Source organism: Methyloglobulus morosus KoM1, assembly GCF_000496735.2.
GTDB lineage: Bacteria > Pseudomonadota > Gammaproteobacteria > Methylococcales > Methylomonadaceae > Methyloglobulus > Methyloglobulus morosus.
In genome coordinates, this window is sequence record NZ_AYLO01000025.1 from 19,299 (window position 1) to 45,175 (window position 25,877).

The following is a 25,877-nucleotide window of genomic DNA, read 5'->3' on the forward strand; positions in this document are numbered from 1 at the left end:
ATATCCACCATGACACCGGAAACCATTTACAGGGTTAGCCAGGATGCAATGATCGTCGCCATCAAGCTGACGGCTCCGGTGCTACTGCCCTCGTTGGCGGTGGGCCTTATTATTGCAGTGTTCCAGGCAGCTACCCAGATCAATGAATCGACGCTGACTTTCGTACCCAAGTTAATTGTCATAGGGATAGTGTTGTTGATCGCGGGGCCGTGGATGTTGCAAACATTTCTCGATTATTTTCAAGGATTGATCCGGGAAATCCCGCAATTAATCGGATAAGCGGTGGATTTTACCGAAGGGCAATTGCTGGGCCACACAGCGTCATTTATCTGGCCGCTGATGCGGATCAGTTCGATGTTTGTGACCATCCCATTGTTTAGCCTACGGGGCGTACCGGCTCAGGTCAGGCTGATCCTCTCGGTGGCAATCACCCTGGTGGTCATGCCCTTATTGCCGAGCTTCCAGGCCGTTGAGATGTTCAGCTTTCAAGGGTTTATGGTCACTATTGCGCAAGTCATGATCGGCATGACGAGCGGCTTTATTTTGCAATTAGTGTTTTCGGCAGTCCTCTTTGCGGGGCAAAGTGTCGCATTAGGTATGGGCTTGGGGTTTGCCTCTATGGTCGATCCGCAAAACGGTCAGCAAGTGCCGGTGGTGGCGCAGTTTTATGTCTTTACCAGCACCTTGATTTTTCTCAGTTTGGATGGACACTTACTATTGATAAAGATGCTGCTGGACAGTTTCACCAGCCTGCCTATTGGTATTGAGGGTCTCACCAAAGCTAACATTTGGACTATTATTGCTTGGAGCAGCCGCATGTTTGCAGGCGGCTTTTTGCTGACGATGCCTATTGTGGTCAGCCTATTGCTGGTCAATGTCAGTTTTGGCGTGGCAACACGGGCCGCGCCACAGCTGAATATTTTTTCGGTGGGCTTTCCGATCACATTGATGCTTGGGATTGTCCTGATTTGGTTGACATTACCGGATGTGCTGAGCCAATTCGGGAACATTTTGACCGATGCCTATGATTTGGTCGGGCAGTTGCTACGGTTATAAGGACGCAATAGTTTGCGCCCACCAAAAGGGTTAAATTATGTCCGAAGATTCAGATCAAGAAAAAACCGAAGAACCCACCAGTAAGCGTCTTGAAGACGCCCGGAAAAAAGGCCAGATCCCCCGCTCCAGGGAATTCAACACCTTTGTCATGCTGATGACCAGCGCTGTCCTGTTGCTTAGCTTGGGTAGGCAAATGGCTAATGGCCTGTTGGATATTATGCGCAGCCAGTTTCAAATAAGCCGGGCAGTTATTTTTGACCCTGCCAGCCCGTTAATCCATCTCAAACAAGCCATGATGGATGGGCTCACGTTGATTGCGCCTTTTGTTGCAATAATGGTTGTCGCCGCGATTATTGCACCGTTGGCGTTGGGCGGATGGGTGTTCAGTTGGACAGCCATAGAGCCCAAATTCGCAAAACTCAACCCTCTTTCGGGCATTGCCAGGATGTTTGCCACGCATGGCTTGATTGAATTAGTCAAGGCATTGTTGAAAGTCCTGCTGGTCTTTGGGATCGCCATTTTATTGGGCAAGCATTACCTCAACAATCTGCTCAGGCTGGGAGATGAACCGTTAGGGCAGGCTATCGGTCATGCTTTAGATATTATTGGCATGTCATACCTGATACTTTGTGCTTCGCTGATATTGGTTGTGATGTTCGATGTCCCTTACCAGCTATGGGACTACAGCAAAAAACTGAAAATGACCTTGCAGGAAATCAAGGACGAGGCAAAAGAATCGGAAGGTAGTCCTGAAGTAAAGGCGCGGCAGCGCAGGGCGCAAATGAGCATGGCACAGAACCGCATGATGGCGGAAGTGCCAAATGCGGATGTCATTATCACTAACCCTAGCCATTACGCCGTGGCCTTAAAATATGAACAGAACTCAGGTGGGGCGCCCCACCTGGTGGCAAAAGGCCTGGACTTGATCGCTGCCCAAATCCGCTCGTTGGCGGCGGGTGCCAATATACCGATGGTGGCATCGCCGCCTTTGGCCAGGGCGTTGTATTATTCGACAGAAATAAACAAAGAAATACCTAAGGGGCTTTATTTGGCGGTCGCCCAGGTGCTGGCTTATGTTTACCAGTTAAAAATCGCCAAGGAAAACCATTGGGACGAACCGTTGCCGCCTGGAAATATCAAAGTGCCGGACGAATTTAGACAGGGTTAATGATTAAGTATGGATTTTAGCAAACTGACAAACGCCTTAAGATTTCTGGGCAAAGCCGAGCTGGGCGCACCTTTAGTTATTGTCATTATACTGGCAATGATTATGCTGCCGTTGCCGGCGTTTTTGCTGGACATGCTGTTTACCTTCAATATCGCCTTCTCGTTAATTATCTTGCTAGTGGTGGTTTACACCTTAAAGCCATTGGAGTTTTCGGCCTTTCCGACCGTTATCCTGCTGGCGACCTTATTACGCCTGGCCTTGAATGTCGCTTCGACCCGTATCGTATTGCTGGAAGGGCATAACGGCGGTTCTGCTGCAGGTAAAGTTATCGAAGCTTTCGGCGCTTTTGTGATTGGCGGAAATTTTGCCGTGGGCCTGGTGGTTTTTGCCATTTTGACGATCATCAACTTTATGGTCGTCACCAAAGGTGCGGGACGGGTCGCAGAAGTGGGCGCACGATTTACTCTAGATGCCATGCCCGGTAAACAAATGGCGATTGATGCCGACTTGAATGCCGGTTTGATCACCCAGGATGAAGCACGCGCACGGCGTGCCGAAGTGGCGACCGAAGCGGATTTTTATGGCTCCATGGACGGTGCGAGCAAATTCATCAGGGGCGATGCGATTGCCGGGATTATCATCCTGTTCGTCAATATGATCGGCGGTTTGGCTATCGGTATTACCCAGCACAATTTGGGTTTTGCCGAGGCGGGCGAGATTTATGTGCTATTGACTATCGGTGACGGCCTAGTTGCCCAAATCCCTTCCTTATTGTTGGCGACAGCCTCTGCGTTAGTGGTGACCAAGGTTGGTAGTAGCGGTCAGAACATCGGGCAACAGGTCAGCGCCCAGTTATTCGACAATCCCAAGGCACTAATGATTACGGCAGGCGTGATCGGTGCGTTAGGCATAATACCGGGCATGCCAAACTTGGTTTTTATCTTGTTGGCTTCGGCATTGGGTGGTTCCGCTTATTGGATCACCAAGCGCAAGAAAGAAGTGGATCTTGTGGACATCGACCATCCGATGGAATTGTCCCGTGCTGCGCCGGAGGTTAAAGAACTGGGCTGGGATGACGTGATGCCCGTCGATATTGTTGGTCTGGAAGTTGGTTATCGGCTTATTCCGTTAGTGGACAAGAACCAGGGCGGGCAATTGATGACCCGGATCAAAGGGGTGCGGAAAAAACTGTCCCAGGAACTGGGTTTTTTGATCCCGTCGGTGCATATTCGGGATAACCTTGACTTAAGTCCGACAGCTTACCGGATATCGCTGATGGGCGTGACGGTGGGTGAATCTGAAATTCTGCCGGAAATGGAAATGGCGATTAACCCTGGGCGGGTTTTCGGTAGTTTGCCTGGCAAAACCTGTAAAGATCCTGCCTTTGGCCTGGATGCGGTTTGGATAGAGGTTAACCAGAAAGACCATGCCCAAACTTTGGGTTATACCGTGGTTGATCCCGGAACCGTTGTTGCCACCCATCTTAGCCATCTCCTGCAAGCATACGCCCATGAGTTGTTCGGTTATGAAGACGCACAGAAAATTCTCGAAAATTTGGGCAAAACCGCACCCAAGCTGGTTGAGGATTTGGTCCCGAAAATCTTGCCCTTGGGTTTAGTGGTGAAAGTGCTGCAAAACCTGTTGCAAGAACGCGTGCCAATCCGTGATATGCGTACCATAGCCGAAACTTTGGCGGAGTATGGTAGCAAGAGTCAAGATCCTGACATCTTGACTGCCGCAGTCCGTGCTTCGTTGGGTCGATTAATTGTCCATGAAATCAGTGGGATACAAAATGAGTTGCCCGTAATAACATTGGATTACGAGTTGGAACAGTTATTGCATAAATCATTGCAGACGGCAGGCGAACATGGCGCAGGCATCGAACCAGGGTTAGCAGAGCAAATGCATAAATCATTACAGGAAAGTACGCAAAAGATGGAAATGGAGGGACAAACAGCGGTTTTGTTGGTTTCTTCTTACATTAGGCCTTGGTTAGCTAGATTCGTCCGTCACTCAATATCTGGATTACATGTCCTGGCATACAATGAAATACCGACTGATCGGCGGATCAAGGTGGTTTCAACGGTCGGGCAACGCACTTAAAAACTGAGGTTAAAATATGAAAATTAAACGATTTTTTGCAGCAGACATACGCCAAGCCATGCGAATGGTGAAAGAAGAGTTAGGTGCGGATGCAGTCATCATGTCGAACCGGGCTGTTGAGGGTGGCATTGAAATTGTTGCCGCACGGGATTTTGACGAGCAGACGCTTCAAAGCAAATTGCAGGAACAAGCCCCAGAGCCTGCAACCAAAAAACTTGCGTTGCCTAGTTTTGATGCCGCCAAAAAGCGTTTCCAATTATTGGACAGCCAAAGAAAAGCTGAAACAGGCGCTGCGGCAGAACAGGCAACTCGCCAAAATCCAGACAATAAATTACCCGGACAAAATTTTGCACATGCGTCAGAGCCGGGCGAAAAAAAGATTGTATTGCCGAATTTCGATGCGGCAAAAAGACGTTTGCAGCTGGAAAATGAAAGGAAAAATGCGATGGCTTTGGCATCCGCACAATCCATGCGGTCACGACTCCCTTCCGATAGCGACGCTTCCCCTGGCGGTCGGTCGAATCGGTTCCCTACCGATAACGACACTTCCGCCATCCCTGGCGGTCACCGGAATGCCACGCCTTATGTGGGTTATGCAGAGAAAGTGCAATTAGGCACAAATCCTGAAGCCCCAGCAATATCCAGGGCGGCGCCAATCGTCAAGAAAGAACCGTTCGCAAACTTGAATCCTCAAACTAAAGAGGTTGGTTTGTCAGATCAGTTGCTGATGGAAATGAGCAAGGAACTGAAATATTTAAGGGCCGCCATGGATGCCAAGTTTACCCAGGTGGGCCAAGCGAGTTCACAGCCTACACCTATCAAGAATGAATTGCTCCAGCGCTTAGTCAATATGGGCATTTCAAAAAGACTGGGTACCGTGATGTCGAATCATTTTCCTGACCAAAGCGACATTGAATCGGTTTTCGAAAAAGCACAGGATTTACTGTCACAAGCCTTACCAATTGCGGATGATGAATTGCTGGAAACAGGCGGTATCGTCGCGTTGGTTGGGCCAACGGGTGTAGGCAAAACGACAACAATTGCCAAATTGGCCGCCCAATTTATTTTGAAGCACGGTGCCAGCCAAGTGGCTTTGATTACCACGGACAATTACCGCATCGGCGCCCATGACCAGTTGAATACTTACGGGCGTATCCTTGATGTACCGGTTCGAGTCGCTTCCAGTGCAGAAGAATTACGCAAGCACATCAACAGTTTTGCCAATAAACGCCTGGTCTTGATAGATACGGCAGGTATGGGGCAACGCGATATGAAGTTGATTGAGCAAATCAATACCTTGCAACAAAATGGCTTGGCTATCCGCTCTTACTTGGTGATGTCCGCCGCGACGGAATACAAGGCAATGAATGCGATTATCAAGGCATTTGCAGTATTTGACCCACAAGCGTGTATTTTGACTAAACTTGATGAAGCGGTCATGATTGGTTCAGCCATCTCGTCGATCATCGAACACAACCTGCCTTTATCTTTTATCACAGATGGTCAGCAAGTGCCCGAAGATTTCCATAATGCGGATGCCCGTACCTTGGTTGGGCAATGTGTGGCTGAAATGAACGCAGAAGCGGAACTTGATGAAAATGTGGATCAAGAACCATGGGCGGCACAAGCGTATGCCTAGACAATTTGACCAAGCAGCCGGAATAAGAAAGATGAGCAAAATAAATCCCGTGAAAGTCATCGCAATAACCAGCGGTAAAGGTGGCGCCGGCAAGTCCAACTTATCGGTCAATCTCGGTATAGCGCTGGCTCAAGCGGGGCGTAGGGTGGCTATACTGGATGCCGACATGGGCTTGGCGAATGTCGATATTTTGTTGGGCATTTACCCCAAGTTTAATCTTTCGCATGTGTTGACCGGCGAAAAGACTTTGTCTGAAATCATACAGGAAGGGCCGTTTGGCTTGAAGGTCATTCCGGGCGCATCGGGAATCCAGAAAATGGCCGAACTGTCCGTGACCGAACAGGCCGCGATGATCCATGCTTTTAGTGAGCTTGACCAAGACCTGGATGTGTTGATTGTGGACACGGCCGCCGGCATATCGGCGGGCGTGGTGAACTTTACCAGGGCCTGCCAAGAAATTATTGTGGTTGTTTGCGATGAGCCGACATCCCTGACCGACGCTTATGCCTTTATCAAGTTGTTGAACAGGGATTATAAGCTGTCCAACTTTCACGTCATCACCAATATGGTCAAAACTGTCCAGCAAGGCCAAGCCCTGTTCCAAAAGCTGACCAAGGTGACGGACCATTATTTGGATGTCACCTTGCGTTATATAGGCGCAGTGCCCCACGACCCTAATTTGGGCAAGGCTGTCCAAAAACAATCACCGGTCGTTGTCTCGTTCCCGGACAGTAAGGCAACCGTTGCCATCAAAGAAATTGCCGGGAAAATTAATAGTTGGCCAGTAAAAGCCCAAACAGGCAGCTTTATTGAGTTTTTTGTTGAAAAAATGATCCGTTTCGATTCACAGAAGGATGTCGCATGAACGCCGTTGCAATGTATACCTCAGTACAAGCAGGTAGCACTGATGAATTCGTGGTGCAGAACGCACCTTTGGTTAAGCGCATTGCCTATCACTTATCCAATCGATTGCCTCCTTCCGTCCAGGTTGACGATTTGATCCAGGCCGGGATGCTGGGCTTACTGGAAGCCATCAAACATTTCGATGCGTCGCAAGGGGCCAGTTTTGAAACGTACGCGGGTATTCGTATTAGGGGGGCTATGTTGGATGAAGTTCGTCGCTCCGACTGGACACCTCGCTCGGTGCATAAAAAATCCAGGATGGTTTCCGAGGCCATACGGGCAATCGAAAACAAGACCGGGGCAGAAGCGCGAGATGCCGACATCGCTGACTATTTGGGGATACCCATCAACGAGTATAATGAGATCCTGCAAGACTCGGCCAGTTGCCGCGTGTTTAGCATTGAGGACTTGACTGAAAACGGGGATCATGACGATTATGATGAATTCTCCCCAGCCGAAGAAGGGCCGTTAGACGGCTTAATGCGCAACGGTTTTCAACAAGCATTGGCACAGGCTATCGCCAAGTTGCCTGAGCGTGAACGTCTGGTCGTCTCGCTTTATTACGACGATGAACTGAATTTACGGGAAATTGGTGAGGTCTTGAATTTAACAGAATCCAGGGTAAGCCAAATCTGCACCCAGGCGGTGTTGCGGTTACGGTCTAGGTTATCCGCATGGGTGGACGCTAAATAAAATTTAAAGACCCAATACTTTGTGTTCTACCCTAAAATGGCGCACGATTAATGGATATTTTAAGCATCTCAGGCATTCTGTTGAGTGTCGGTGCCCTCTTGGTTGGAAACCTGTTGGACGGTGGCGATATTGGCTCATTGCTTAACGGGCCTGCGTTTATTATTGTGTTGGGGGGGACATTGGGGGCAACATTATTGCAATATCCGCCAATGACCTTTGTCAGAAGCCTAGAAATGTCTTTATGGGTATTTAAGCCGCTAAAATTTAATCTTGAGGCACAAATTACGCAAATCGTCAATTGGAGCCTTCATGCTCGCAGGAAAGGCTTATTAGGGCTAGAGAACCTGATCGACAGGGAAAAAGACCCCTTTGTAAAGAAAGGGTTGCAGCTTTTGGTCGATGGTAACGAAGCGGACATCATAATCGACATCATGGAACTGGACATAAATATTCAGGAGAACAGGGATTACCAAGCGGCCCGATTATTCGAGGCAATGGGCGGGTATGCCCCTACCGTCGGTATTCTCGGTGCCGTTATGGGCTTGATCCATGTCATGGAAAACCTAAGCGATCCAGGCCTTCTAGGAAAAGGCATCGCCACGGCGTTTGTGGCAACCATCTACGGAGTGGCTTCTGCCAACCTATTTTTTTTGCCCATCGCCAATAAATTAAAAGCCCATATTTTTGCCTCTAACCAAGCCAAAGAAATGGTCGTTTTAGGTATTGCCGCCATCGCCAGAAATGAAAACCCAAAAAACATCGAGTTAAAATTGAAAAGCTACCTACAAAAAAACAAAACGAAATAAGCGATGGCGAGGCATATAAGGCAGAGAAGAAAAGTCATGGTCGATACCAATAACCATGACCGTTGGATAATATCCTATGCTGACTTTATAACCCTGTTGTTTGCGTTTTTTGTCGTCATGTATTCAATTTCATCGGTCAACCAAGGCAAGTACAAAAACCTGAGCGAATCGTTAGGCACCGCTTTTTCAAACAAAGAAAAACCGAAAGCGGAAAAAATAATTCACCCTGCCCAGGTCAAAAATAGCCAAGTTGACACTACCTCTTATGACATTGCCCAAGCCGCTTTTTTAGACATTCTTAACCTACCTTTTGAATCACTCGAATTAACCAAACAGGCGGAGGTAGGGCCTACGGAAAAATGGGTATCAACTGCGGCTATTTTAAATGGGCAAGCATCTTCCCCGCCTTTGATTGACCTGTCCCCTAAGCTCGACCAGCTAACTCCGTCCGTTATTCTTGCTCCGCCTTTTGAATCCGTTGCATGGGATCATCAGGCAGGGACGGCAGCAGAAGATAAACAGGCAGTGGACAAAGCCGCTTTACCCCCTGACACCGTTCAGCTTGAGCCATCCGCCAATATTGACCAGTCAACCCTGCTCGACATCCTTGACGTGCCTTTTGAATCCATGAAATTCGATAAGCAGACGACGGCGGAAATTGAAAAAACCAGGGAGTTGAGTGAAGAATTATTGAAAGAGAGAAGGCAATTGAACCAAGTGTCCGATCAGTTAGAAACCGCACTGGAGGCTTTTATTGATGATAAACTGGTTTCTGTCAAACGCAATGATTACTGGATAGAACTGGAAATGAATAGCGAACTGTTATTCTTAAGCGGCGAGGCCGCATTGTCCCCTAAAGCCCCGCCCGCACTAAAAAAGATTGCCGAAGTGGTCAATACGCTCCCCAATGCGATTAATGTTGAAGGCCATACGGACAATATCCCTATAGGCACGCTGATATTTCCGTCTAACTGGGAGTTGTCGTCCGCTAGGGCGACCAGCGTTGTTCAGGAACTGATCAAGGAGGGTATTAATCCAATACGCTTGTCTGCGGTGGGTTACGGTGAGTTCCATCCCATTGGCGACAACACGACTGAAGAAGGCCGCTTTAAAAACAGGCGCGTTACCTTGGTTTTGATGTCGCAGGCTTTTTCCCGTTATGGCGCAAACGACGAAGAACGCGCAAAATTATTAAATTTGGAGCCGACGACCCATGTCGATCATTCTCCTGATAGTAAACCCTGAAAGGTTATGTAATGCTTAGTCCCTTATCCATGACTATTATCGTTGCAATCATCGCAGTTGTGGTTTGCATTATGGTTGTGGCGTTTGTTTGTTTGGTGCGCAAGCATCAAAAACTCAAACGCGATCACGAGGATCTCACGGAGATTGTGCACGGCCATAATAACGACCTTCGCGAACTATTTGCCGCCTCGCTGACAATGGACGACCGCATGGCTGCCGTTGACGGGCAGCTTAGGGTCTTATCCGCAAAAATGAATGATTTTCAGCAAAGTGAAGCATCCAATCACCCTTATAGTTCCGCCATACAAAAAGTTCGTAGCGGAGCGAGCGTGAGTGAGTTGATGCAGAATTCAGGCTTAAGCCAAGATGAAGCGGCCTTATTGATCCGGTTGCATGGCTCTAAACCACGGTAACAAAGCCGCCCAAGTGCGTATTATCATTAAAAAGAGCCATTGATAATACCCCCAAAAAGTCGGTTAAAGTTTTTGAAAAAACCACCTAAAATTATCCAAAGCAGCCAGTCGAGATTTTTAAGCGGTTTTAGTCAAAATCGGCCAAGGGCCGCCGTTCGGTGATTACTCAGCCAACTGCCGTTGGAAAGCGTTACCGGACGTATACCGAGGTAATGAAGTCGAGCAGGTGCTTTCTCATATTACCACTCCAGCAGGTATTAATTGATTGCAGCATTCGGAAATCAATCAACAGAGGCCAGGAAACTCTTCTTATGCCCTCTGGTCAGACTGAGTCATCAAAGTTAAGTATTGGCCTGAACTCGTTGTATTTCGTTAGATCCAGAATCTTTTCGGTATCCAATTCAATTACGAATGCTAACTTTTTGTAAGCATCAATTTCCTTTCGGTTCATCGCGCACAAAATAAGCTGAGAGTCGGAAGGTATTGTATTCATGAGAAATTGAAGAATTTTTTCGTAGTTAAAGTCTGCTTGTTCCTGCTGATTTGGCGTATCGATTATCACAGCTGAAAAAACTTCGTTCTTTGCAGCATGAATTTGGAGAAGAACTGCCATGTAATAAGCCAATATGCCCCGTGTGCTTTCAGCAGCTCCACCACTGCCATAAAGTTTTTTGTAATCTAGCGATGACTCAATGGGCGATAGATTTACCCCTTTCGCTTTCAAGTCATTGATATATTTTGCCAAATTGTCCTTGAAGGCAGCGTCCATGTCTTCTCGCTCTTTTTTGGTCAGTAACTTTTTTTGATCGTCTCTCAACGCACTATTTGTACGGTTGATATTGCGAATAAGAGCCGTCTTAGTCTCCATTGTCCGTTGCACATGCTTTTGAACAGAGCGGGATGCAAGACCATCCAAAAATGAGAGCGTATCATTTTTGGGTTCTGCCTCTACTTCGGAGGAAATTTCATCCCGCTTGTATTTGCTGTTGATGGTGTCAATTTCAGAGCGTATCGCTGTCAAGCGCTCCTGGCTCTGGATATATTTCTTTTCTAGCCCGGATGTCTTCGTTGAGAGCATTTGCACTTGATTGTCTGCCTCATCCTTGTCGGCAAGGATAGAGGCTCTGTTAGGAGAGGAGTTGTCGTGAACCGTCCCGCACAGAGGACAAACAAGTATTTCACCGACTACGCACTCCACTGAGAATGAGTAGTCCTTTTCGAGTTCGGCAGAGGCTAGTTTTGCAAGATCAAGTTGTCCCTGGAGATAGATCCGCTCAGTTTGAATTTCAGCGATCGTCCTCAACAGTTCTTCTTGCTTAGATTGTAGCTTCGATATGTCGATATTGACTTCAGCAGAGAGCACATCAAACTCGCTGCTTGTTAGTGCGACAGTTTTCTCGTTCGTCGGAATATAAGCTTTGACTACCTCGATGGCAGTTTCAATCTTCTTAACCTCAGCCTCTGCAGTTTTTTTCTCAAGGGTGCTTTGAGCAATCTTTTCCTCGATAGAAAAGAACTCAGGCAGCAGATAACCGGTGTGGTACCGAATAATGGTTTTCTGCCATCTTGCGTATTGTTCAAGATTGGGGAAACTGTTCCAGGCCTGCGACCAACTACGCTGCTGATCTACGTAAAAAGGAAGAAAATAGTAGGCAGGAGGCGGGGTTTCTAATTTGGTGACGTCTTTTCTGTTTGGTAATAGCGCACCAAATTCTGCAATTTCAGCAAAAGCCCTGGAATATTCCCCAGTTATTTTTTGAAATCTTTCCCAGTCACCATCAGGGCGTCTGAGAAACATCATATTGCCATACCTGCCAACTTGGTATACAGCATTTCCGATGCTGAAATCAACTAAGGTACGAATATTGAAAGACTGCCAAGTAAAATCAAGGCTAGGGTCGCCGCCTAGAGTCCAGAACAATAGTTTAGCAAGTGTCGACTTACCAATACTATTGTCGTTCCCTGTTATTAAATTGAATCGTGGTTTGAAGTTGTATTGATTTGCCGACTTTAGTGTATCGGACGCTATCGTTAGACGTTTGAATACTAAGTTTGGCATGCTGCTTGGTCCTTAGATTTCTTATTAGCAGTTTGTATTGATCAATAGTTGATTTATTTTTCATGGCACTTGGAAATTAACTCGTAAATAATTGCGGCTTGTGCTGATTCCAAGTCAATGAAGTTTTTCTTCATGTTTTCAGGTAGCGCTTCCAGTGCCGTCTCAATCAGGGATACAGCACCGTGTTCATGAAACACGGAAAAATTATTCTCAACAGCCATTTTTACTGCTTGCTGGTGGTCGATGGCGATTAGTGAGCGCTCCAGGCGAACTGCATTGTGGTATCGCTCAAACGCTCTCCTTAGGCCAACTTTCTTATTGAACTTCAGACCCATTTCTTCAGTAATACTGTTGAAATCAGAACTGAAGCTGTCGATACCCTTGTTTTCCGTATAGGCAGAAATTACCTGCTCCACATCTTTATATGTCATTCCCTTATTTTTCACAAGGTTGCTCCACTGGGTATAATCAAACGCCACACTCCCCTTGCGATGGAGATCATCTATCAGAACCCGATAAATGGATTGTGCGCTGCACTTTGCTCCCGGCGCTGAGAGTTCGACGAGTTTTGATATGCGTCCAATGGCGGCATCCTGAAACCCTGTGCTGGGCAAGTCTGGGACGATGAATCTTAATGTCTTTGGCAGTGGGTAGAGCCCAATCTCTTTGTCGATTGCTGATTGAATATCATTTATACATTCATCGTGGATTTCACCAATGGAAATTATTGAAAGCTTTAAACCTTCTGTTTTAGGCGGTAGGTTGAATCCACATGTGGCGACAAGATTTATTGCGTTGAGTTTATCAATAAACGGCTTGTTGCGAACACCCAGCAGCATTTTCCCAAGGATCGAATTCTTTTCTTTTTTTGCGCTTCCCTTCGGCCTTAAAGTCAGTTTCTTCGAATTCCAAGGCGACTCGCTGACGTTCTTTACTTGGTTGAACTCGAATTCGGCGAGGGTTACGTCAGACGAGGTTGCCAAGACGACATCTTCGTGAAGTTCAATAAACACCACATAGTCATTCGAAAGTTCATGAGCACCAAGAATCCGGCATAGCGCCCAATGGTACTGGTACTCGTACTTTTCGAATGTCTTTGCACCAACTGTCTCGCGTTGCGGTGAAGCCAGCGGATTGCTTTGGGAAGTGTAATGCGCTGCGTTCAATATTGCCTCCTCCAAGAGTTCGATGTCATTATTGCCGCCTACTGGTAGTAGAGTCAATCCATACTGATCCTTAATGTACGTCTGGTAAGGCTTTCATAGCTGACTCATTCGACTCGAAGTTTAGACGACGACTTTGGGTCGTATTAGCCAATTCATTATTGACAAAGAATGAAAATTTGAATGGCTGTTCGGATAATAATAGGTGGCCTTTTCGTATAAATCTGGTTGGTCTTTTGGGATAATTTTTACTGGCTTATTTCAGATGGTTTTAAGTGGCCTTATTGATTCGGTTGTATGGTACTAAACCACGGTAGCAAACCCGCCCCTCCCCAAAAGCGCTAGAATAATTCGATATCGTTGGATTCGATGGTTTCATGCGCGTCTCTCATGGCAATCGCATCTTCGATGGACTTGCCTTGTAAGATGGCATCAAACATCAGCTTTTCAGATTCCATCGTGTATCTTGAACGGATCTGGCTCTGGAAATCCAGCCATTCTTTGGGGTTATAAAGGCGGTCTGGATTTTCAACGAGCGCCGATAAGTTCCTTAAATTTGACGTGACGTGCTGTAGGCATTGCTGCATCCGATCGTAGAACTGGAAGGCAATGATAGCCTTCTGGAATTTGGCATGGGTGTCCGCACAGCAATCCAGCACTTCGTCCTTAGTGTCGCTCGTATCAAGCGCCAAAAGGTGGTCGTGAATCAGTTGCATACTTTCGGCTATATTAGTAAACGATTCGGTCAGCGTGTTCACCGACAGCTCGCTTTCCTGCATCAATGCATCAACCTGTGCTGCCGATAAGTTCAGCAACTTGACAGTTTCCCGAACTTGACTCCAGTCAAGGTCAGGATTTTTTGAATCAGAACGAACCATAGCCCACCAATGGATGATTTAAGAAAACAGCAATTTATTGCATTTTATACAATCCAGCCTTACCTATAAACAAAAAACAACCATACGACGGCCTTGTTTAAGAGTCACGCCCAGTCGTGGTTTGATTCCGATTTATCATTCGTCTGTCTATTTTATGTCAAGCCTTACATGCCATTGCCAATCAACAGCCCCGTTAAACGACAATTCCGACCTGTAGGTTCTCAAACCAGTCTAAAAAGCGTTTCACATCATCGCCCCTGAACATTCGCCCGTGTTGCGGTGCCAAAATATTAATATCCAGTTTCCTGACCCGCCCAATCCAGTCATTTTTTGCTTGGTTAGATGGCATCCAACGCTGATGAAAATAACGCATTTTTTCCGTATGGGCATCGAAGTTATCGACAAACATCGGCGACCCGGCAGCGTCTAAGGCGGCGCCAATATCGCCGGACATCAGGATTTTTGCTTGCGGATCATAAACATGAAAGTTACCCGAAGAATGCAGGTAATGAGCCGGAATAAGTTGCAATTCTACAGAATCCAATTTGATGGTTCCGCCTTTATCGGGAATCGGCATGTACTTTATCGATTCACAGCCAAAATGCCGCAAATAACCCTCCCAAATAGCGGGGGCATAAAGCTTGGCATTTGTCAAGGCCTGGTCCCAAAGACCCAGGGACGAAATGACATCAGGGTCCTGGTGTGAGGCGAACAAATCAGTGATTTGCTCAACGGGGGCATAGTGCAATACTGCAGCCATCATTGCGGCGAACATTTCGGCGCCACCAGGATCAAGGAGTAGGCAGTGGCTTTTTGTACGCACCATGTATTGGTTGGAATCGATTATGTTATCGGGCTTATTTTCATCCCTGCCGAACATGATCCAGAGGTGCGAACCTTCATATATTTTGGTTGATTTCATCGCAAGTAAGCATACCCTTGGCAAATAGCATTGCTTTTGCACATTATTGGTGGTTTTTTGGGGGTCGGCGCTACAACGCCTCCGGTGTACAAAATGGAAAAACGGTTCAGATAATAGGTCGATGCCATGCGTTTTATGAAAGCTATTTCGAGAAAGGGGCTAACGCCATGATGCAGCTTTGCACGTTTTCATGAATGGTATACGCGGCCTTGTCGACGCTTTCGGCGACAGCTTGTAAGCTTTGCAAATATTCGCCCGCTTGGGATGCCTCGATCCTGGAATAGGTGGCAATAACCCGTGCGGTCTGGGCATGGTGCATCACCGCTTCCAACTGGCCCAAAAGCAAGGTGACATCGCGTTTAAATTGTCGATTGTAATCCTGCATGATGATTTTTGTCTTGTCCAACGGCTTCTGCATGGAATCGGCATACATTGCAGACCGCGATATTTTTGTCACTTCGTCGAATTTATTATAAGAAACAGCCACTCGAAATTCATTTACCGTCACTTTGTACAAGACGATTGCCAATTCGTTAATGGCAGCTACTCTCTCGATCGTTTCCTTAGCCAAGTCACCAATAAAGTCAGTAATCGGCTGAAAGCCCTTGGCTTTATCCCCTGCCCTAAAAGCGATGGCCTTGGCATTGGCTGCGGCCAATGAAATTTCTTTGGCGATGACTACAACCGCACTTAATTCGGAAGTAATTGTAGCCACTGCAATAAATTGGTTTTTGGTTTGAGTATTATTCATTGCCAGCTTCGTGCTTATAGGGCTTTCCTAAGTTTGCATCCTAGCAGCCGTTTCCCATTCCCTATATTTAATAAAGATGGCAGTAACAGCAGGGTGCTTTGTTAAACTAAAGAGACAATTTTATGCGCCACCTCTTCCAACGGTAACATATAATCCACACAACCCAACTTATATGCGGATCCAGGCATACCCCAAACAACACTGGTCGGTTCATCCTGTATCACTGTTTTGGCACCGGCATCGTGCATTTCTTTCATGCCTGCTGCGCCGTCCGCGCCCATACCCGTCAATAATACGGCTATGGCGTTGCTCCCGGCACATTGCGCCACTGATCGAAACATCACGTCAACCGCCGGTTTATGACGGTTAACCGGCTCAGTATCCAACAATTTAATAACGTACCTGGACCCTTCCTTGACCACTTCCATGTGCCTGTCCCCTGGTGCCAAGTAAATATGGCCGCTTTCCACGGCTTGACCGTGTTTGGGGATGAGTGCTGTCATTTTGGAAGCTAGGTCAATATGTTTGACAAACGACTCGCTGAAAGCGGCTGGCAGATGTTGGGTGATCACGATGCCGGGCGTGTTGGCGGGCAATCCCCTGACGACGACCTTAATCGCTTCCGTGCCGCCTGTGGAAGCCCCCAATGCAATAATCGTTTTGTCGCTGCCGGGACGTTTATTCGCAGGTTCAATAATTTTGTCCGGTTCCCTGGTCTTTAAAGCCCTATTGCTGTTGCTAAGATTGGCGCGTGCAGCCATTTTCACTTTGCTGATAATTTCATCGGCATAGCTATTGAGCGTGCTGACGACATCAACCTTAGGCTTGGCGATAAAATCCACCGCACCTAATGTAAGGGCTTCCAGGGTTATGCCTGCGCCTTTTTCTGTTAGCGTTGAAATCATTACCACCGGGGTTGGCCGTAAGCGCATCAAGTTCCTCAGGAATGTGATGCCGTCCATTTTTGGCATTTCGATATCCAAGGTCAAGACATCCGGGTTCAACTGTTTGATCATCTCCCTGGCGATAAGCGGATCTTCCGCCGCTCCCACCACTTCAATATCAGGTGACGAATTTAATATTTCAGTCAGGATTTTCCTGATTAGCATTGAGTCATCAATGATTAATACCCGTATCTTATTCATGCGTTTCTCTTTGAATGGTCAATATTCAGCTTATTCTTATTTATTTTAAAATGCTATGTATAAAAAATAAATTATTGTGTTCACTCCGCTTTTTTAAAATTGGCTTTTGATGCCGTTATCACTTTCGCAATAATTTCTTCGGCATAGTCATTCATGCCTTCTTCAGTGTCGCCTGACGGTTTGGCAATAAAGTCTACAGCCCCCAACTCCAGTGCCGTCAAGGTGACTTCCGCGTTGCTTTCCGTCAAGGCTGAAATCATCACCACCGGCATAGGCCTTAACCGCATCAAGTTACGTAAAAAAGTGATGCCATCCATGCGTGGCATTTCTATATCTAAAGTCAATACATCCGGATTCAACTGCTTAATCATTTCCCTGGCTATGAGAGGGTCTTCCGCCGTACCGACAACTTCGATGCCTGGCGAGGAATTGAGGATTTCCGTCAACACATCCCTAATCACATGCGAATCATCGATAATTAAAACACGTACTTTTTTCATTGATCACTCGTTTTCTATGGGGCTCAAAAAAGCTCAACATCGCCTGCGACAGGGACAGCTTTAAGGTTGTTAATATACTGCCGCTCACGTTGGATAATGGTATCGTTATGCAAATCTTGGATTTTTTTCATGTTGACTTTACCCGTTTTGGGGTAGTAAACGACTTTCCTAGGGTAAATGTCGCCCAGATCCTGGGCCAATGGCTTTAAGCCTTCTTGGACGAGATAGTCCAAGACAAAGGTGATGTTCTTTATCCCGACATCGGTCAATGTCGGGATGATTTTGCCGCCACCAAACACTTTCACTTCCAGATTTTTCCGTTTGCCGCCATTGCTCAAAATGGTATTGATTAAATGTTCCATCGCAAAATTGCCGTAACGGGTGGCGATGCCAACGATTTCATCGCTGCTTTTGCCAGTGCTGGTTTGCGGCAGCATGAAATGGTTCATGCCCCCTATGCCTGATTCCCTGTCCCTGATGCAGGCGGATACGCAAGACCCCAATACGGTTGTGACCACTTCATCTTCCCGTGTGACATAGTATTCTCCGGGCAGGATTTTGGCGGCGATAATTTCACGCTCGCGATCCCAATAGCGATTGACATGTTCAAATCCGATTATTGACGGCCTCTCGATTTTGATTTTTTTAATCATTATGAGTTATTTTTCCTGTAAGTGGCGTAGTGCCAATTCAAAAAACCGTTAATAGTTAATGTAAAGATTATGGATACCAATAGAAACCATCGGTTGCCGCCGTACGGAATCGGGATAGTAAAGCTATCAGTAATGTCTTAAAGTTGCTATTGAACCTAAACTTTCAACCTAAGGGTCAACATCGAGTATTTCCAGCAAGCCTAATAATCCTGCGGATTCAATAAATCGTGGGGATGGCACGGTAAAAATGACTTCTTTTTGCTGTTTGACAGCATCTTTTTTTAAGGCGACCAATAATTGTAAGGTCGCCGTGTCTATGGAGGACACACCGGACGCATTGATTTCAAGGGTGTCAAATGCAGCGTAACATTTCTTGATCTTTTCATGCAGCTTAGCGACATTCTGGATAGATAAATTGGAATCCAAGTTTATAGACGGTTCGGCAACGACAGTGTCTGCTACCTCTTCCGAAACGGGGTCTTCCGGCAAATCTGCATTTGTATTCATATCGGTCTCGCTGTTGTTGGCCTCTAAATTCTCATGATTGTCTGTGTTCTTCTTTTTTCTCGCTGCCATAATCTCATACCTTCCAATATAGTGGACGACAACAGGGTTAGACCTGCTTTGGCTTAGTTGTCGCCTGCGTCCTGTTCTTCAGTCTCTTCCAATTTAAGCAGTTTATCGACATCCAGGAGTATAACCATACGGTCATTCAGCGACACCAGTCCGTTGATAAACTCGTTGCTGATTTTCGCACCAAAATCAGGGGCGTCCTGAATTTTAGTTTTATCGAGCGTGATGACATCGGAGACGGAATCAACGACTACGCCCATCGTCCGGGTCTTTTTTTCATCGCTGGTCTGTAACACAACCACGACCGTCAATGGGGTATATTCGGTAAATTTGATGCCGAGCTTTTCCCGCAAATCAATTATCGGGACGATGGAACCGCGTAAATTAACGACCCCCTTCTCGTAATGCGGCACATTAGGAATCCTGGATACCGGTTCCCAACTGCGGATCTCTTGGACACGGAGTATATCGACCCCGTATTCTTCATTCGCCAACGTAAAGCTTAGGTACTGGACTCCATTAACCTGCTCTTTGTTGTGGCGATTCTGATTATCGCCTTTGGTTTTAAGTTCTTCTGACATATCTATTTTCCTGAGCCGGGATGCATATTCTGGTGACTATCGGTTTGAATACCGGACTAGCCCAGGTATATCAAGGATCAACGCAACCGAGCCATCGCCCAGAATGGTTGCGCCTGAAACGCCTTGCACCCTGCGGTAATTCGTTTCCAATGATTTAACCACCACTTGTTGCGGCCCTAATAATTCATCAACAAACAATCCGCACAATACGCCCTGCCTTTCGACAACAACAATAACGCCTTCACCCGTGTTTGCCTTATCTGTTGGCTGCACATTAAAAATCTCGTGCATTCTAATGATGGGTATATAAAGGTTTCGTAAACGGTAAGTTTCACCCTTGCCCGCTATTTTATTGAGCATGCTTTCGGTGATGTTAATTGACTCTTTAATCGAAACTAAAGGCACTATGTAGATTTCGTCACCGACGGCGACAGACTGCCCATCAATAATTGCCAGCGTCAAAGGTAGGTGAATCGAAATGGTGGTGCCCTTTCCCAGTTCGGAAATAATTTCGATATTGCCGCCTAAAGACTGGATATTCCTTCTGACGACATCCATGCCGACACCACGGCCGGAAATATCGGTAATGCTCTCCGCCGTAGAAAACCCCGGCATAAAAATCAGTTCAAACGCTTGCTTATCGCCCAGGACGGCATTTTCGTCGAGTAGGCCTTTTTCAACGGCTTTGGCTATCAATTTTGCCTTATTAAGGCCCCTGCCGTTGTCTATGATTTCAATGACGATGTGACCGCCGCGATGATAGGCGTTCAGTTCTATGGTGCCGGTTTCCGGCTTGCCTGCCGCAATCCTTTCAGCGGGCATTTCTATGCCGTGATCCAGGCTGTTCCTTATCAAATGCACTAAGGGGTCGCTGATTAACTCGACGACGGCCTTGTCGACTTCGGTGCTTTCGCCGACCAGTTTCAGTTCAATTTTCTTGCCCAGCTTGGTGCTGATGTCATGCACCAAGCGTGGGAAACGGCTAAACACAAAGCTAATCGGCACCATGCGGATGTTCATGACACTTTGCTGCATGTCACGGATATGGCGTTCAAGTTGGGCAAGCCCCCGTTTGAGTTGGGCCAGCTTGTCCATAGTGAAATTTTCGCCGATCAGGCTCAGCATGGATTGCGTGATGACCACCTCGCCCACCATATTGATTAAGGTGTCAATTTTAGTGGTGTCTACTCGGATGGAATTCGAAGCGGCTGATTTGGCGGACGCTTTAGATGGGTCATTATCCGCTTGCGCCGCTTGAGGTTTAGGGGCTGAAGGGCTGTCCACCGCTTTAGCCGCTATGGGCGCAGGCTTAGGTTGTTCGATTTCCTGGACTGGCGGCGGCGCTTCCGGTTCGGTTATTTTTGCTTCAGAGGCGGGTTTAGCGGTTTTTTTGGTGAACGACTGGATGTCCAGTTCGCAGTCCCCTTCAACCCAGTTAAAAATTTCCCTGATCTCGCTTTCTGGAATATCCCCGATAACCTCTAATGCCCAAGATAGGTTGCATTCTTCAGGATCCAGCTTAGAAAACGGGGGAATGTCATTTGTATTTACCGAAACACTGTATTCCCCCAATTCCGCCAACTCCCGGAACATCCTGACTGGATCATTGCCGGTCTTGAGCAAATCCAGGTAGGGGCAAAATCCGATTTTCCAACCTTTTTCTTCCACCATGTCCTCATCGGCAACGACCACAACCGTTTCTGCGTTGTCATGTGCAGGTTGGGTTGCCGCCGTGGGAGTTGTTGTTGACGGTTCGCTTGCGGAACCGGTCAGCTCAATTTCCAATGCCGTTTTATATTTTTCTACTGCTGCGCTATCTACGCTTTCTTCGGCTTGTATCGAAGTAAGCATGGTTCGCAGGCAGTCTACAGAGCCCAGCAAAACATCTATCGCGGGTTGTGTCACTTGCCTGCGGCCATCCCGCATTTCGTCCAGCAGTGTTTCCATGATATGGGTAAAGTCGGCTACGTCGGTAAAACCAAACGTGCCACTGCCGCCTTTAATGGAATGCGCCCCCCTAAAGATGGTATTGATTACTTCCGAATCAATAGCTCCGGTATCAAGGTTTAACAGCCCTGATTCCATCGATTCCAAGCCTTCGAAGCATTCTTCAAAAAAGACTTGATGGAATTGTGACATATCAATAGACATAAACTTTCCTGAGTGGCGCTGAAATTAATGGAGCAAGACGGCGTTGTTAACCAAGCACTTTGTTTAAGGTCTTTAACAATTGGTCTGGATCGAAAGGTTTGACGATCCAACCTGTTGCTCCCGCTGCTTTGCCGGCTTGTTTTTTTTCAGCACTGGATTCAGTGGTCAGCATTAGCATCGGAATGTATTTGTAATCAGGCAAGGAGCGTAACTCCCTGATTAAGGTGATGCCGTCTTTATTGGGCATATTGACATCGGTGACAATGCAGTCGAACCGTTTGGCCTGGGCTTTAGCCAGAGCGTCAACCCCATCTACCGCTTCTTCAACTTCATACCCTGCGCCCTTTAGCGTAAAGGTAACCATTTTTCTCATTGAAGCTGAGTCGTCAACTGCAAGAATGCTTGCCATTATTTTCTCCGTTGTTGAATTTTATTGCTAACTCGACCTAACGAGTTGAACCAGTTTCGTTTTTTTTGAATTATAGTTAAAGAAATTTGCTTGTGTCTTTTTTCTTGAAAAAACTAGAGTTCTGTCGCATTAATAATGAAAGATTTTGCCCGGTTAACTTTTAATCCAAGGCAACTTCGACCAAGCATCATTCCTGCTCTCTTTGAAAAAACCGCACGCTGTGGGAATAAAGCATGCGTATCTTTAAGCATAGCCCTGCCGCACGAAGTTGTCTAATCCTGGGTCAACCATGGGATAGGGTTTATTTGACCAATACCAGGCCAGGTTCAATGACTGTGGCGCCTACGATACGCCCTGAATTTTCGTTTTTGACCTTAATGAGTTGGCCCTTTACGCCATCCATCATCGCAATTCCGCTCATTTGGATAGCAAAGCCGGGTTGTGCGCTGCTGATAGTAATCTTGTCTTTGCGCTTGACCATCGGGGGCTCAACAAAGCTCCTTGCTCCCAGGATGAAACCTGCTGGCAGGTTACGCGCCGCTTGTTTGTTTTCGACTTGTTCGGTTTGGACAATAAAATCGCCCCTGCATTTGGATACGTCCCGCTTTTCGATGGCGAGGTGTTGTGCGGTAATAATTTCGCCCCGTTGTACCGCTTGCGTCAAAATTACGACATGTTCATAAACCTTGATGACGGCGGAAGCGAAAATTGACCACTTTTTGTCGGCATTGCAGCGTACGCCTATTGTCGCCCTGCCTGCTTTTATTAAATCAGTTGCCTTAAACACTTCTAACGGCCTAGTGCATTCAGGTAGTTTTAATTGATCGTCCAATGGCAGTACGCTGACCTCGTATTCGGCAGAGGTTTTCACGCTTTGCTCAATAGTTTCCTTTACGAACCCGTAAATAGAATCCAGCGACTGGAATTTGTCTTCCGCACGGCATGGCGTAACTAGTGCCAAGCCCAGCGCAATTAAAGTAAATCTATTTTTAATCATGGGTAATACCGGTTTTGAACTTAGATACAGTTGATAAGCATAATCAGTGCCAAGTCAATACGGGTCAAAATGCCAGTAAATAACCCCTAGTGAGCCAAATTATTGACACATTATAAAAACAATTTATTAAGGTAACGCCATTTTCATGTCTGCTTTCGCGTTGAATGCACGTGCTTTCTAGGGATTACGGCTGTTTTGCCCGCAAAAACCGTTGTCTATGCTAGGCACTAATTCATTATTATATTTTTGGCACATATTATGCTTTAGGTTTCTTGAGCAAAACTTGAGGAATTATTATGGCTATTAATTTTGACACTGCCCTAGGCATTCATCCACAGGCCCTGGCCTTGCGGGAAAAGCGCGGCGAATTGCTTGCAGCCAATTTGGCTAATGCAGACACGCCAGGCTATAAGGCTCGTGACCTGGACTTTAAATCCGTCTTAAAGCAAAACATGCAACTGGCCCAACCCATGGAACGCACCCAAGCAAACCATTTGTCGATCCAGCGATCATTGCAGTCGCATGTGATGTACAGCAATCCTATGCAGGCTTCATTGGACGGCAATACCGTTGAAGCCAATGTCGAGCAGGCCAAGTACGCAGAAAATGCGGTGCAATACCAAGCCAGCTTACAGTTTGTCGGCGGTCATTTTTCCGAGCTTATGATGGCTCTAAGGGGGCAATAGTTATGTCATCTCTAAAAATATTTGATATTGCGGGCAGCGGCATGAATGCCCAGTCGTTACGGCTCAATCTGGTGGCAAGCAATATTTCCAATGCCAATAGCGTCAGTAGCAGTTCAGGCGGCGTTTATAAGGCCAGGCAACCCGTATTTGCGGCTGAGTTAAAAGGTATTATGGATGGTCAAGATGCTTCCAGCAAGGTGAGTGTATTGGGCGTGGTCGAAAACCAAGCGCCTCCCATCATGGAATATGCGCCGAACCATCCGATGGCGGATAAAGCAGGTTATATCTACAAATCCAACGTCAATACAGTAGAAGAGATGGCTAATATGATGTCGGCATCGCGTTCTTACCAAAATAATGTGGAGGTGTTAAACACCGCCAAGCAATTGATTCTTCAAACCTTAAAAATGGGGCAATAACAATGAGTGCAGTAGACGCGATTAACAGCCTGGGCGGAGTGACCTCTGCGCCGACGGGAACCAAAAAAAAATCCTTGGGACAAGATGATTTTTTAAAATTGATGACCACCCAAATGACCCACCAGGACCCCACCAAACCGATGGACAACGCCCAATTCCTGTCGCAGATGGCGCAATTCGGTACGGTTTCCGGCATTCAAGATTTGCAACAATCGTTTAAGGATTTTGCCAAGTCCATCAGTTCTGACCAAACATTACAAGCGGCCAGCTTGGTCGGTCATTCCGTGTCGGTTTCTTCTGGCCAAGGCCTTTTGGCGGCAGGCGGTGAAATTAAAGGCACATTTGAGCTTCCGTCCAGTACTTCCAACGTGAATTTGAAAATTACAGATCCGGTAACCGGTGATGTGATTAGAACTCAGAGCTTAGGCGAACAGGGTGCTGGGTCGATGCCGTTCTCCTGGAATGGCACGAACGATAACGGCAATTTTGCCAATCCCGGAGTTTATAAAGTCCAGCTAGAAACCAACATTAATGGTGTCAATACGGTGTTGCAGCCGGATATCCAGTCGCGTGTCGAAAGCGTATCGATGGGTAGCGGCAGCAATGGCATTCAAGTCAATTTGCCTGGCCTAGGCGCAGTCAATTTTAACCAGATCAAACAAATTCTATAACTCAGGAGATATAAGATGGGCTTTTCAACAGCATTAAGCGGATTAAATGCCGCCGCCAATAATTTGACAGTCATAGGCAATAACATTGCCAACGCCAATACCGTTGGCTTTAAGGAATCACGCTCTGAATTTGTCGATGCCTATGCCGACAGTTTGTCGGGCATGAGTAAAACACAACCGGGTGCTGGTGTAAGGTTGGCGCAAGTTGCCCAGCAATTTAATCAAGGTAATGTCGAGTTGACAGGCAATACCCTGGATTTGGCGATCAATGGTGAAGGCTTCTTCACGATGGCGGCCACCCCAACCGACATTAATTCTCATGTTTATACTCGTAATGGGGCCTTCCATGTCAACAAAGACGGTATTATCACCAACACCCAAGGCCAAGCCTTGCTGGCTTATAAGCCCAATGGTTCTACGGTTGCGGCTGGGTTTAGCACAGGGGGATTAACGACGGTTTCCATGAATACCGGTGCCGGCAAACCAGTTTCCACGTCCAAAATTGATTTGGATGTTAACTTGGATGCATCCAGCCCGGCCATTACCGTGCCTTTTGATCCGTTGGATTCCAGCACTTATACCAGAGAAACCTCAGTAACGGTCTACGACTCCTTGGGTGTCTCCCACAAGATGACGACATATTTTGTGGCTCAAACGGCAACACCCCCTACCAGGGATTGGACGGCGCATCATTACATTACCGACAACCCTTTGGCTCCCGTCTCAATTGATACAGCACCTGTACCCGCAGGAGCGACATTAACATTTGATTCGACCGGAAAGCTCACCGTACCTGCCAGCGGTCAAGTGCCATTAGCACCTTTTGTAACTGGAACCTCGGCTGCCAATATTGTTGCGACCATAGACTACTCCGGTTCATCGCAATTATCTACCACCTTTAGTGTTAACGCCATAAAGCAAGACGGCTTACCGGCCGGCACATTGACCGGTATTGCCATTGACAAGGAGGGCGTCATTTTTGCCAACTTCAGTAACGGCAATTCGACACCTTTGGGCAAAGTGGCTATGACCCGGTTCACGAATCCGCAAGGATTGACAAAATTGGGTGACGGTGCCTGGGGAGAAAGTTCGGCTTCGGGATCGCCCATTATAGGCAGCGCCGGGGAGGGCACTTTCGGTTCCGTGCAATCGGGAGCGTTGGAGCAATCCAATGTGGATATATCAAAGCAATTGGTCAGCCTGATCCTTGCCCAGCAGACATATCAGGCCAACTCACAGACGATCCAAACAGAAAAGAGCGTCATAGATCAAATCATGAACCTCCGTTAAACG

Annotated in this window: 27 protein-coding genes; 14 read left to right on the top strand and 13 right to left on the bottom strand. The window is 46.9% G+C overall.

Translation table 11 applies throughout. The annotated features are described in order from the left end of the window. Positions 1 to 9: 9 nt before the first annotated feature. Genes fliQ through MGMO_RS03595 form a run of 10 tightly spaced genes read left to right on the top strand, consistent with a single transcriptional unit; the run spans position 10 to position 10,026 of the window. Entirely contained in the window at positions 10 to 279 is a 270-nt protein-coding gene (fliQ, locus tag MGMO_RS03550; RefSeq protein WP_023493655.1) for a flagellar biosynthesis protein FliQ, read from the top strand. A gap of 3 nt (positions 280 to 282) precedes the next feature. Further along, positions 283 to 1,056: a flagellar biosynthetic protein FliR gene (gene fliR / locus MGMO_RS03555; RefSeq protein ID WP_023493656.1), complete on the top strand. Its 774-nt coding sequence runs from the start codon at positions 283 to 285 to the stop codon at positions 1,054 to 1,056. Between the two features lie 37 nt (positions 1,057 to 1,093). Beyond that, positions 1,094 to 2,224 carry a flagellar biosynthesis protein FlhB gene (gene flhB / locus MGMO_RS03560; RefSeq protein ID WP_023493657.1) on the top strand — a complete coding sequence of 377 codons (1,131 nt, stop codon included), beginning with the start codon at positions 1,094 to 1,096 and terminating at the stop codon, positions 2,222 to 2,224. Positions 2,225 to 2,233: 9 nt separating this feature from the next. Beyond that, positions 2,234 to 4,327, top strand: a complete 2,094-nt coding sequence (gene flhA, locus MGMO_RS03565) for a flagellar biosynthesis protein FlhA (protein WP_023493658.1) — start codon at positions 2,234 to 2,236, stop codon at positions 4,325 to 4,327. Between the two features lie 16 nt (positions 4,328 to 4,343). Then, positions 4,344 to 5,966, top strand: a complete 1,623-nt coding sequence (flhF, locus tag MGMO_RS03570; RefSeq protein ID WP_023493659.1) for a flagellar biosynthesis protein FlhF — start codon at positions 4,344 to 4,346, stop codon at positions 5,964 to 5,966. Beyond that, on the top strand, positions 5,959 to 6,831 hold the full coding sequence (locus MGMO_RS03575; RefSeq protein ID WP_456152389.1) for a MinD/ParA family protein: 873 nt from the start codon (positions 5,959 to 5,961) through the stop codon (positions 6,829 to 6,831). Before flhF ends, MGMO_RS03575 begins: the two co-directional genes overlap by 8 nt. After that, entirely contained in the window at positions 6,828 to 7,562 is a 735-nt protein-coding gene (locus MGMO_RS03580; RefSeq protein WP_023493661.1) for an RNA polymerase sigma factor FliA, read from the top strand. The genes MGMO_RS03575 and MGMO_RS03580 overlap by 4 nt, the downstream gene beginning before the upstream one ends. 50 nt (positions 7,563 to 7,612) lie before the next feature. Then, positions 7,613 to 8,368, top strand: a complete 756-nt coding sequence (locus tag MGMO_RS03585; RefSeq protein ID WP_023493662.1) for a flagellar motor protein — start codon at positions 7,613 to 7,615, stop codon at positions 8,366 to 8,368. A 3-nt stretch (positions 8,369 to 8,371) separates the two neighbouring features. Then, a complete protein-coding gene (locus MGMO_RS20930) occupies positions 8,372 to 9,613 on the top strand; it encodes a flagellar motor protein MotB (RefSeq protein ID WP_023493663.1) in 1,242 nt (413 codons plus the stop codon). An 11-nt stretch (positions 9,614 to 9,624) separates the two neighbouring features. After that, complete coding sequence (locus MGMO_RS03595; protein ID WP_023493664.1) at positions 9,625 to 10,026, top strand: DUF2802 domain-containing protein; 402 nt, start codon at positions 9,625 to 9,627, stop codon at positions 10,024 to 10,026. 322 nt (positions 10,027 to 10,348) lie between these two features. On the opposite strand, the gene MGMO_RS03600 is transcribed toward MGMO_RS03595, so the two are convergent. From MGMO_RS03600 to flgA, 13 genes are all read right to left on the bottom strand, one after another. After that, on the bottom strand, positions 10,349 to 12,085 hold the full coding sequence (locus tag MGMO_RS03600; protein WP_023493665.1) for a hypothetical protein: 1,737 nt from the start codon (positions 12,083 to 12,085) through the stop codon (positions 10,349 to 10,351). A 53-nt stretch (positions 12,086 to 12,138) separates the two neighbouring features. Next, entirely contained in the window at positions 12,139 to 13,251 is a 1,113-nt protein-coding gene (locus MGMO_RS03605; RefSeq protein WP_235557223.1) for a DUF4297 domain-containing protein, read from the bottom strand. Between the two features lie 338 nt (positions 13,252 to 13,589). Further along, positions 13,590 to 14,126: a hypothetical protein gene (locus tag MGMO_RS03610; protein WP_023493667.1), complete on the bottom strand. Its 537-nt coding sequence runs from the start codon at positions 14,124 to 14,126 to the stop codon at positions 13,590 to 13,592. 193 nt (positions 14,127 to 14,319) lie between these two features. Then, entirely contained in the window at positions 14,320 to 15,048 is a 729-nt protein-coding gene (locus tag MGMO_RS03615) for an oxygen-binding di-iron domain-containing protein (protein WP_023493668.1), read from the bottom strand. Between the two features lie 142 nt (positions 15,049 to 15,190). Further along, positions 15,191 to 15,799, bottom strand: coding sequence for a hypothetical protein (locus MGMO_RS03620; RefSeq protein WP_023493669.1), 609 nt, complete (start codon positions 15,797 to 15,799; stop codon positions 15,191 to 15,193). A 101-nt stretch (positions 15,800 to 15,900) separates the two neighbouring features. Continuing rightward, a complete protein-coding gene (locus tag MGMO_RS03625; RefSeq protein ID WP_023493670.1) occupies positions 15,901 to 16,944 on the bottom strand; it encodes a protein-glutamate methylesterase/protein-glutamine glutaminase in 1,044 nt (347 codons plus the stop codon). An 80-nt stretch (positions 16,945 to 17,024) separates the two neighbouring features. Continuing rightward, positions 17,025 to 17,444, bottom strand: a complete 420-nt coding sequence (locus MGMO_RS03630) for a response regulator (protein WP_023493671.1) — start codon at positions 17,442 to 17,444, stop codon at positions 17,025 to 17,027. Between the two features lie 23 nt (positions 17,445 to 17,467). Then, positions 17,468 to 18,097: a chemoreceptor glutamine deamidase CheD gene (gene cheD, locus MGMO_RS03635; protein ID WP_023493672.1), complete on the bottom strand. Its 630-nt coding sequence runs from the start codon at positions 18,095 to 18,097 to the stop codon at positions 17,468 to 17,470. 168 nt (positions 18,098 to 18,265) lie between these two features. Beyond that, on the bottom strand, positions 18,266 to 18,673 hold the full coding sequence (locus MGMO_RS03640) for an STAS domain-containing protein (RefSeq protein ID WP_023493673.1): 408 nt from the start codon (positions 18,671 to 18,673) through the stop codon (positions 18,266 to 18,268). A gap of 53 nt (positions 18,674 to 18,726) precedes the next feature. Next, positions 18,727 to 19,251: a chemotaxis protein CheW gene (locus MGMO_RS03645; RefSeq protein WP_023493674.1), complete on the bottom strand. Its 525-nt coding sequence runs from the start codon at positions 19,249 to 19,251 to the stop codon at positions 18,727 to 18,729. Between the two features lie 36 nt (positions 19,252 to 19,287). Then, entirely contained in the window at positions 19,288 to 21,402 is a 2,115-nt protein-coding gene (locus MGMO_RS03650; protein WP_023493675.1) for a chemotaxis protein CheA, read from the bottom strand. A gap of 46 nt (positions 21,403 to 21,448) precedes the next feature. Beyond that, positions 21,449 to 21,811: a response regulator gene (locus MGMO_RS03655; protein ID WP_023493676.1), complete on the bottom strand. Its 363-nt coding sequence runs from the start codon at positions 21,809 to 21,811 to the stop codon at positions 21,449 to 21,451. A gap of 301 nt (positions 21,812 to 22,112) precedes the next feature. Further along, positions 22,113 to 22,808, bottom strand: coding sequence for a flagellar basal body P-ring formation chaperone FlgA (flgA, locus tag MGMO_RS03660; protein ID WP_023493677.1), 696 nt, complete (start codon positions 22,806 to 22,808; stop codon positions 22,113 to 22,115). A gap of 296 nt (positions 22,809 to 23,104) precedes the next feature. Between flgA and flgB the strand changes: the two genes are divergently transcribed. Genes flgB through flgE form a run of 4 tightly spaced genes read left to right on the top strand, consistent with a single transcriptional unit; the run spans position 23,105 to position 25,874 of the window. Further along, the gene (flgB, locus tag MGMO_RS03665; protein WP_023493678.1) at positions 23,105 to 23,494 is read left to right on the top strand and encodes a flagellar basal body rod protein FlgB; all 390 of its coding nucleotides are present in this window, start codon (positions 23,105 to 23,107) and stop codon (positions 23,492 to 23,494) included. Positions 23,495 to 23,496: 2 nt separating this feature from the next. Beyond that, a complete protein-coding gene (flgC, locus tag MGMO_RS03670; protein WP_023493679.1) occupies positions 23,497 to 23,913 on the top strand; it encodes a flagellar basal body rod protein FlgC in 417 nt (138 codons plus the stop codon). Between the two features lie 2 nt (positions 23,914 to 23,915). After that, positions 23,916 to 24,584 carry a flagellar hook assembly protein FlgD gene (locus MGMO_RS03675; RefSeq protein ID WP_023493680.1) on the top strand — a complete coding sequence of 223 codons (669 nt, stop codon included), beginning with the start codon at positions 23,916 to 23,918 and terminating at the stop codon, positions 24,582 to 24,584. 15 nt (positions 24,585 to 24,599) lie between these two features. After that, positions 24,600 to 25,874 (top strand): flagellar hook protein FlgE, encoded by a 1,275-nt coding sequence (gene flgE, locus MGMO_RS03680; protein ID WP_023493681.1) that lies wholly within the window; start codon positions 24,600 to 24,602, stop codon positions 25,872 to 25,874. Positions 25,875 to 25,877: the final 3 nt, after the last annotated feature.

Coding starts and splice junctions, on each gene's coding strand:
- fliQ (WP_023493655.1), top strand. CDS start 10: ATGACACCGGAAACCATTTACAGGGTTAGCCAGGATGCAATGATCGTC.
- flhB (WP_023493657.1), top strand. CDS start 1,094: ATGTCCGAAGATTCAGATCAAGAAAAAACCGAAGAACCCACCAGTAAG.
- flhA (WP_023493658.1), top strand. CDS start 2,234: ATGGATTTTAGCAAACTGACAAACGCCTTAAGATTTCTGGGCAAAGCC.
- flhF (WP_023493659.1), top strand. CDS start 4,344: ATGAAAATTAAACGATTTTTTGCAGCAGACATACGCCAAGCCATGCGA.
- MGMO_RS03575 (WP_456152389.1), top strand. CDS start 5,959: ATGCCTAGACAATTTGACCAAGCAGCCGGAATAAGAAAGATGAGCAAA.
- MGMO_RS03580 (WP_023493661.1), top strand. CDS start 6,828: ATGAACGCCGTTGCAATGTATACCTCAGTACAAGCAGGTAGCACTGAT.
- MGMO_RS03585 (WP_023493662.1), top strand. CDS start 7,613: ATGGATATTTTAAGCATCTCAGGCATTCTGTTGAGTGTCGGTGCCCTC.
- MGMO_RS20930 (WP_023493663.1), top strand. CDS start 8,372: ATGGCGAGGCATATAAGGCAGAGAAGAAAAGTCATGGTCGATACCAAT.
- MGMO_RS03595 (WP_023493664.1), top strand. CDS start 9,625: ATGCTTAGTCCCTTATCCATGACTATTATCGTTGCAATCATCGCAGTT.
- MGMO_RS03600 (WP_023493665.1), bottom strand. CDS start 12,085: ATGCCAAACTTAGTATTCAAACGTCTAACGATAGCGTCCGATACACTA.
- MGMO_RS03610 (WP_023493667.1), bottom strand. CDS start 14,126: ATGGTTCGTTCTGATTCAAAAAATCCTGACCTTGACTGGAGTCAAGTT.
- MGMO_RS03615 (WP_023493668.1), bottom strand. CDS start 15,048: ATGAAATCAACCAAAATATATGAAGGTTCGCACCTCTGGATCATGTTC.
- MGMO_RS03620 (WP_023493669.1), bottom strand. CDS start 15,799: ATGAATAATACTCAAACCAAAAACCAATTTATTGCAGTGGCTACAATT.
- MGMO_RS03625 (WP_023493670.1), bottom strand. CDS start 16,944: ATGAATAAGATACGGGTATTAATCATTGATGACTCAATGCTAATCAGG.
- MGMO_RS03630 (WP_023493671.1), bottom strand. CDS start 17,444: ATGAAAAAAGTACGTGTTTTAATTATCGATGATTCGCATGTGATTAGG.
- cheD (WP_023493672.1), bottom strand. CDS start 18,097: ATGATTAAAAAAATCAAAATCGAGAGGCCGTCAATAATCGGATTTGAA.
- MGMO_RS03640 (WP_023493673.1), bottom strand. CDS start 18,673: ATGGCAGCGAGAAAAAAGAAGAACACAGACAATCATGAGAATTTAGAG.
- MGMO_RS03645 (WP_023493674.1), bottom strand. CDS start 19,251: ATGTCAGAAGAACTTAAAACCAAAGGCGATAATCAGAATCGCCACAAC.
- MGMO_RS03650 (WP_023493675.1), bottom strand. CDS start 21,402: ATGTCTATTGATATGTCACAATTCCATCAAGTCTTTTTTGAAGAATGC.
- MGMO_RS03655 (WP_023493676.1), bottom strand. CDS start 21,811: ATGGCAAGCATTCTTGCAGTTGACGACTCAGCTTCAATGAGAAAAATG.
- flgA (WP_023493677.1), bottom strand. CDS start 22,808: ATGATTAAAAATAGATTTACTTTAATTGCGCTGGGCTTGGCACTAGTT.
- flgB (WP_023493678.1), top strand. CDS start 23,105: ATGGCTATTAATTTTGACACTGCCCTAGGCATTCATCCACAGGCCCTG.
- flgC (WP_023493679.1), top strand. CDS start 23,497: ATGTCATCTCTAAAAATATTTGATATTGCGGGCAGCGGCATGAATGCC.
- MGMO_RS03675 (WP_023493680.1), top strand. CDS start 23,916: ATGAGTGCAGTAGACGCGATTAACAGCCTGGGCGGAGTGACCTCTGCG.
- flgE (WP_023493681.1), top strand. CDS start 24,600: ATGGGCTTTTCAACAGCATTAAGCGGATTAAATGCCGCCGCCAATAAT.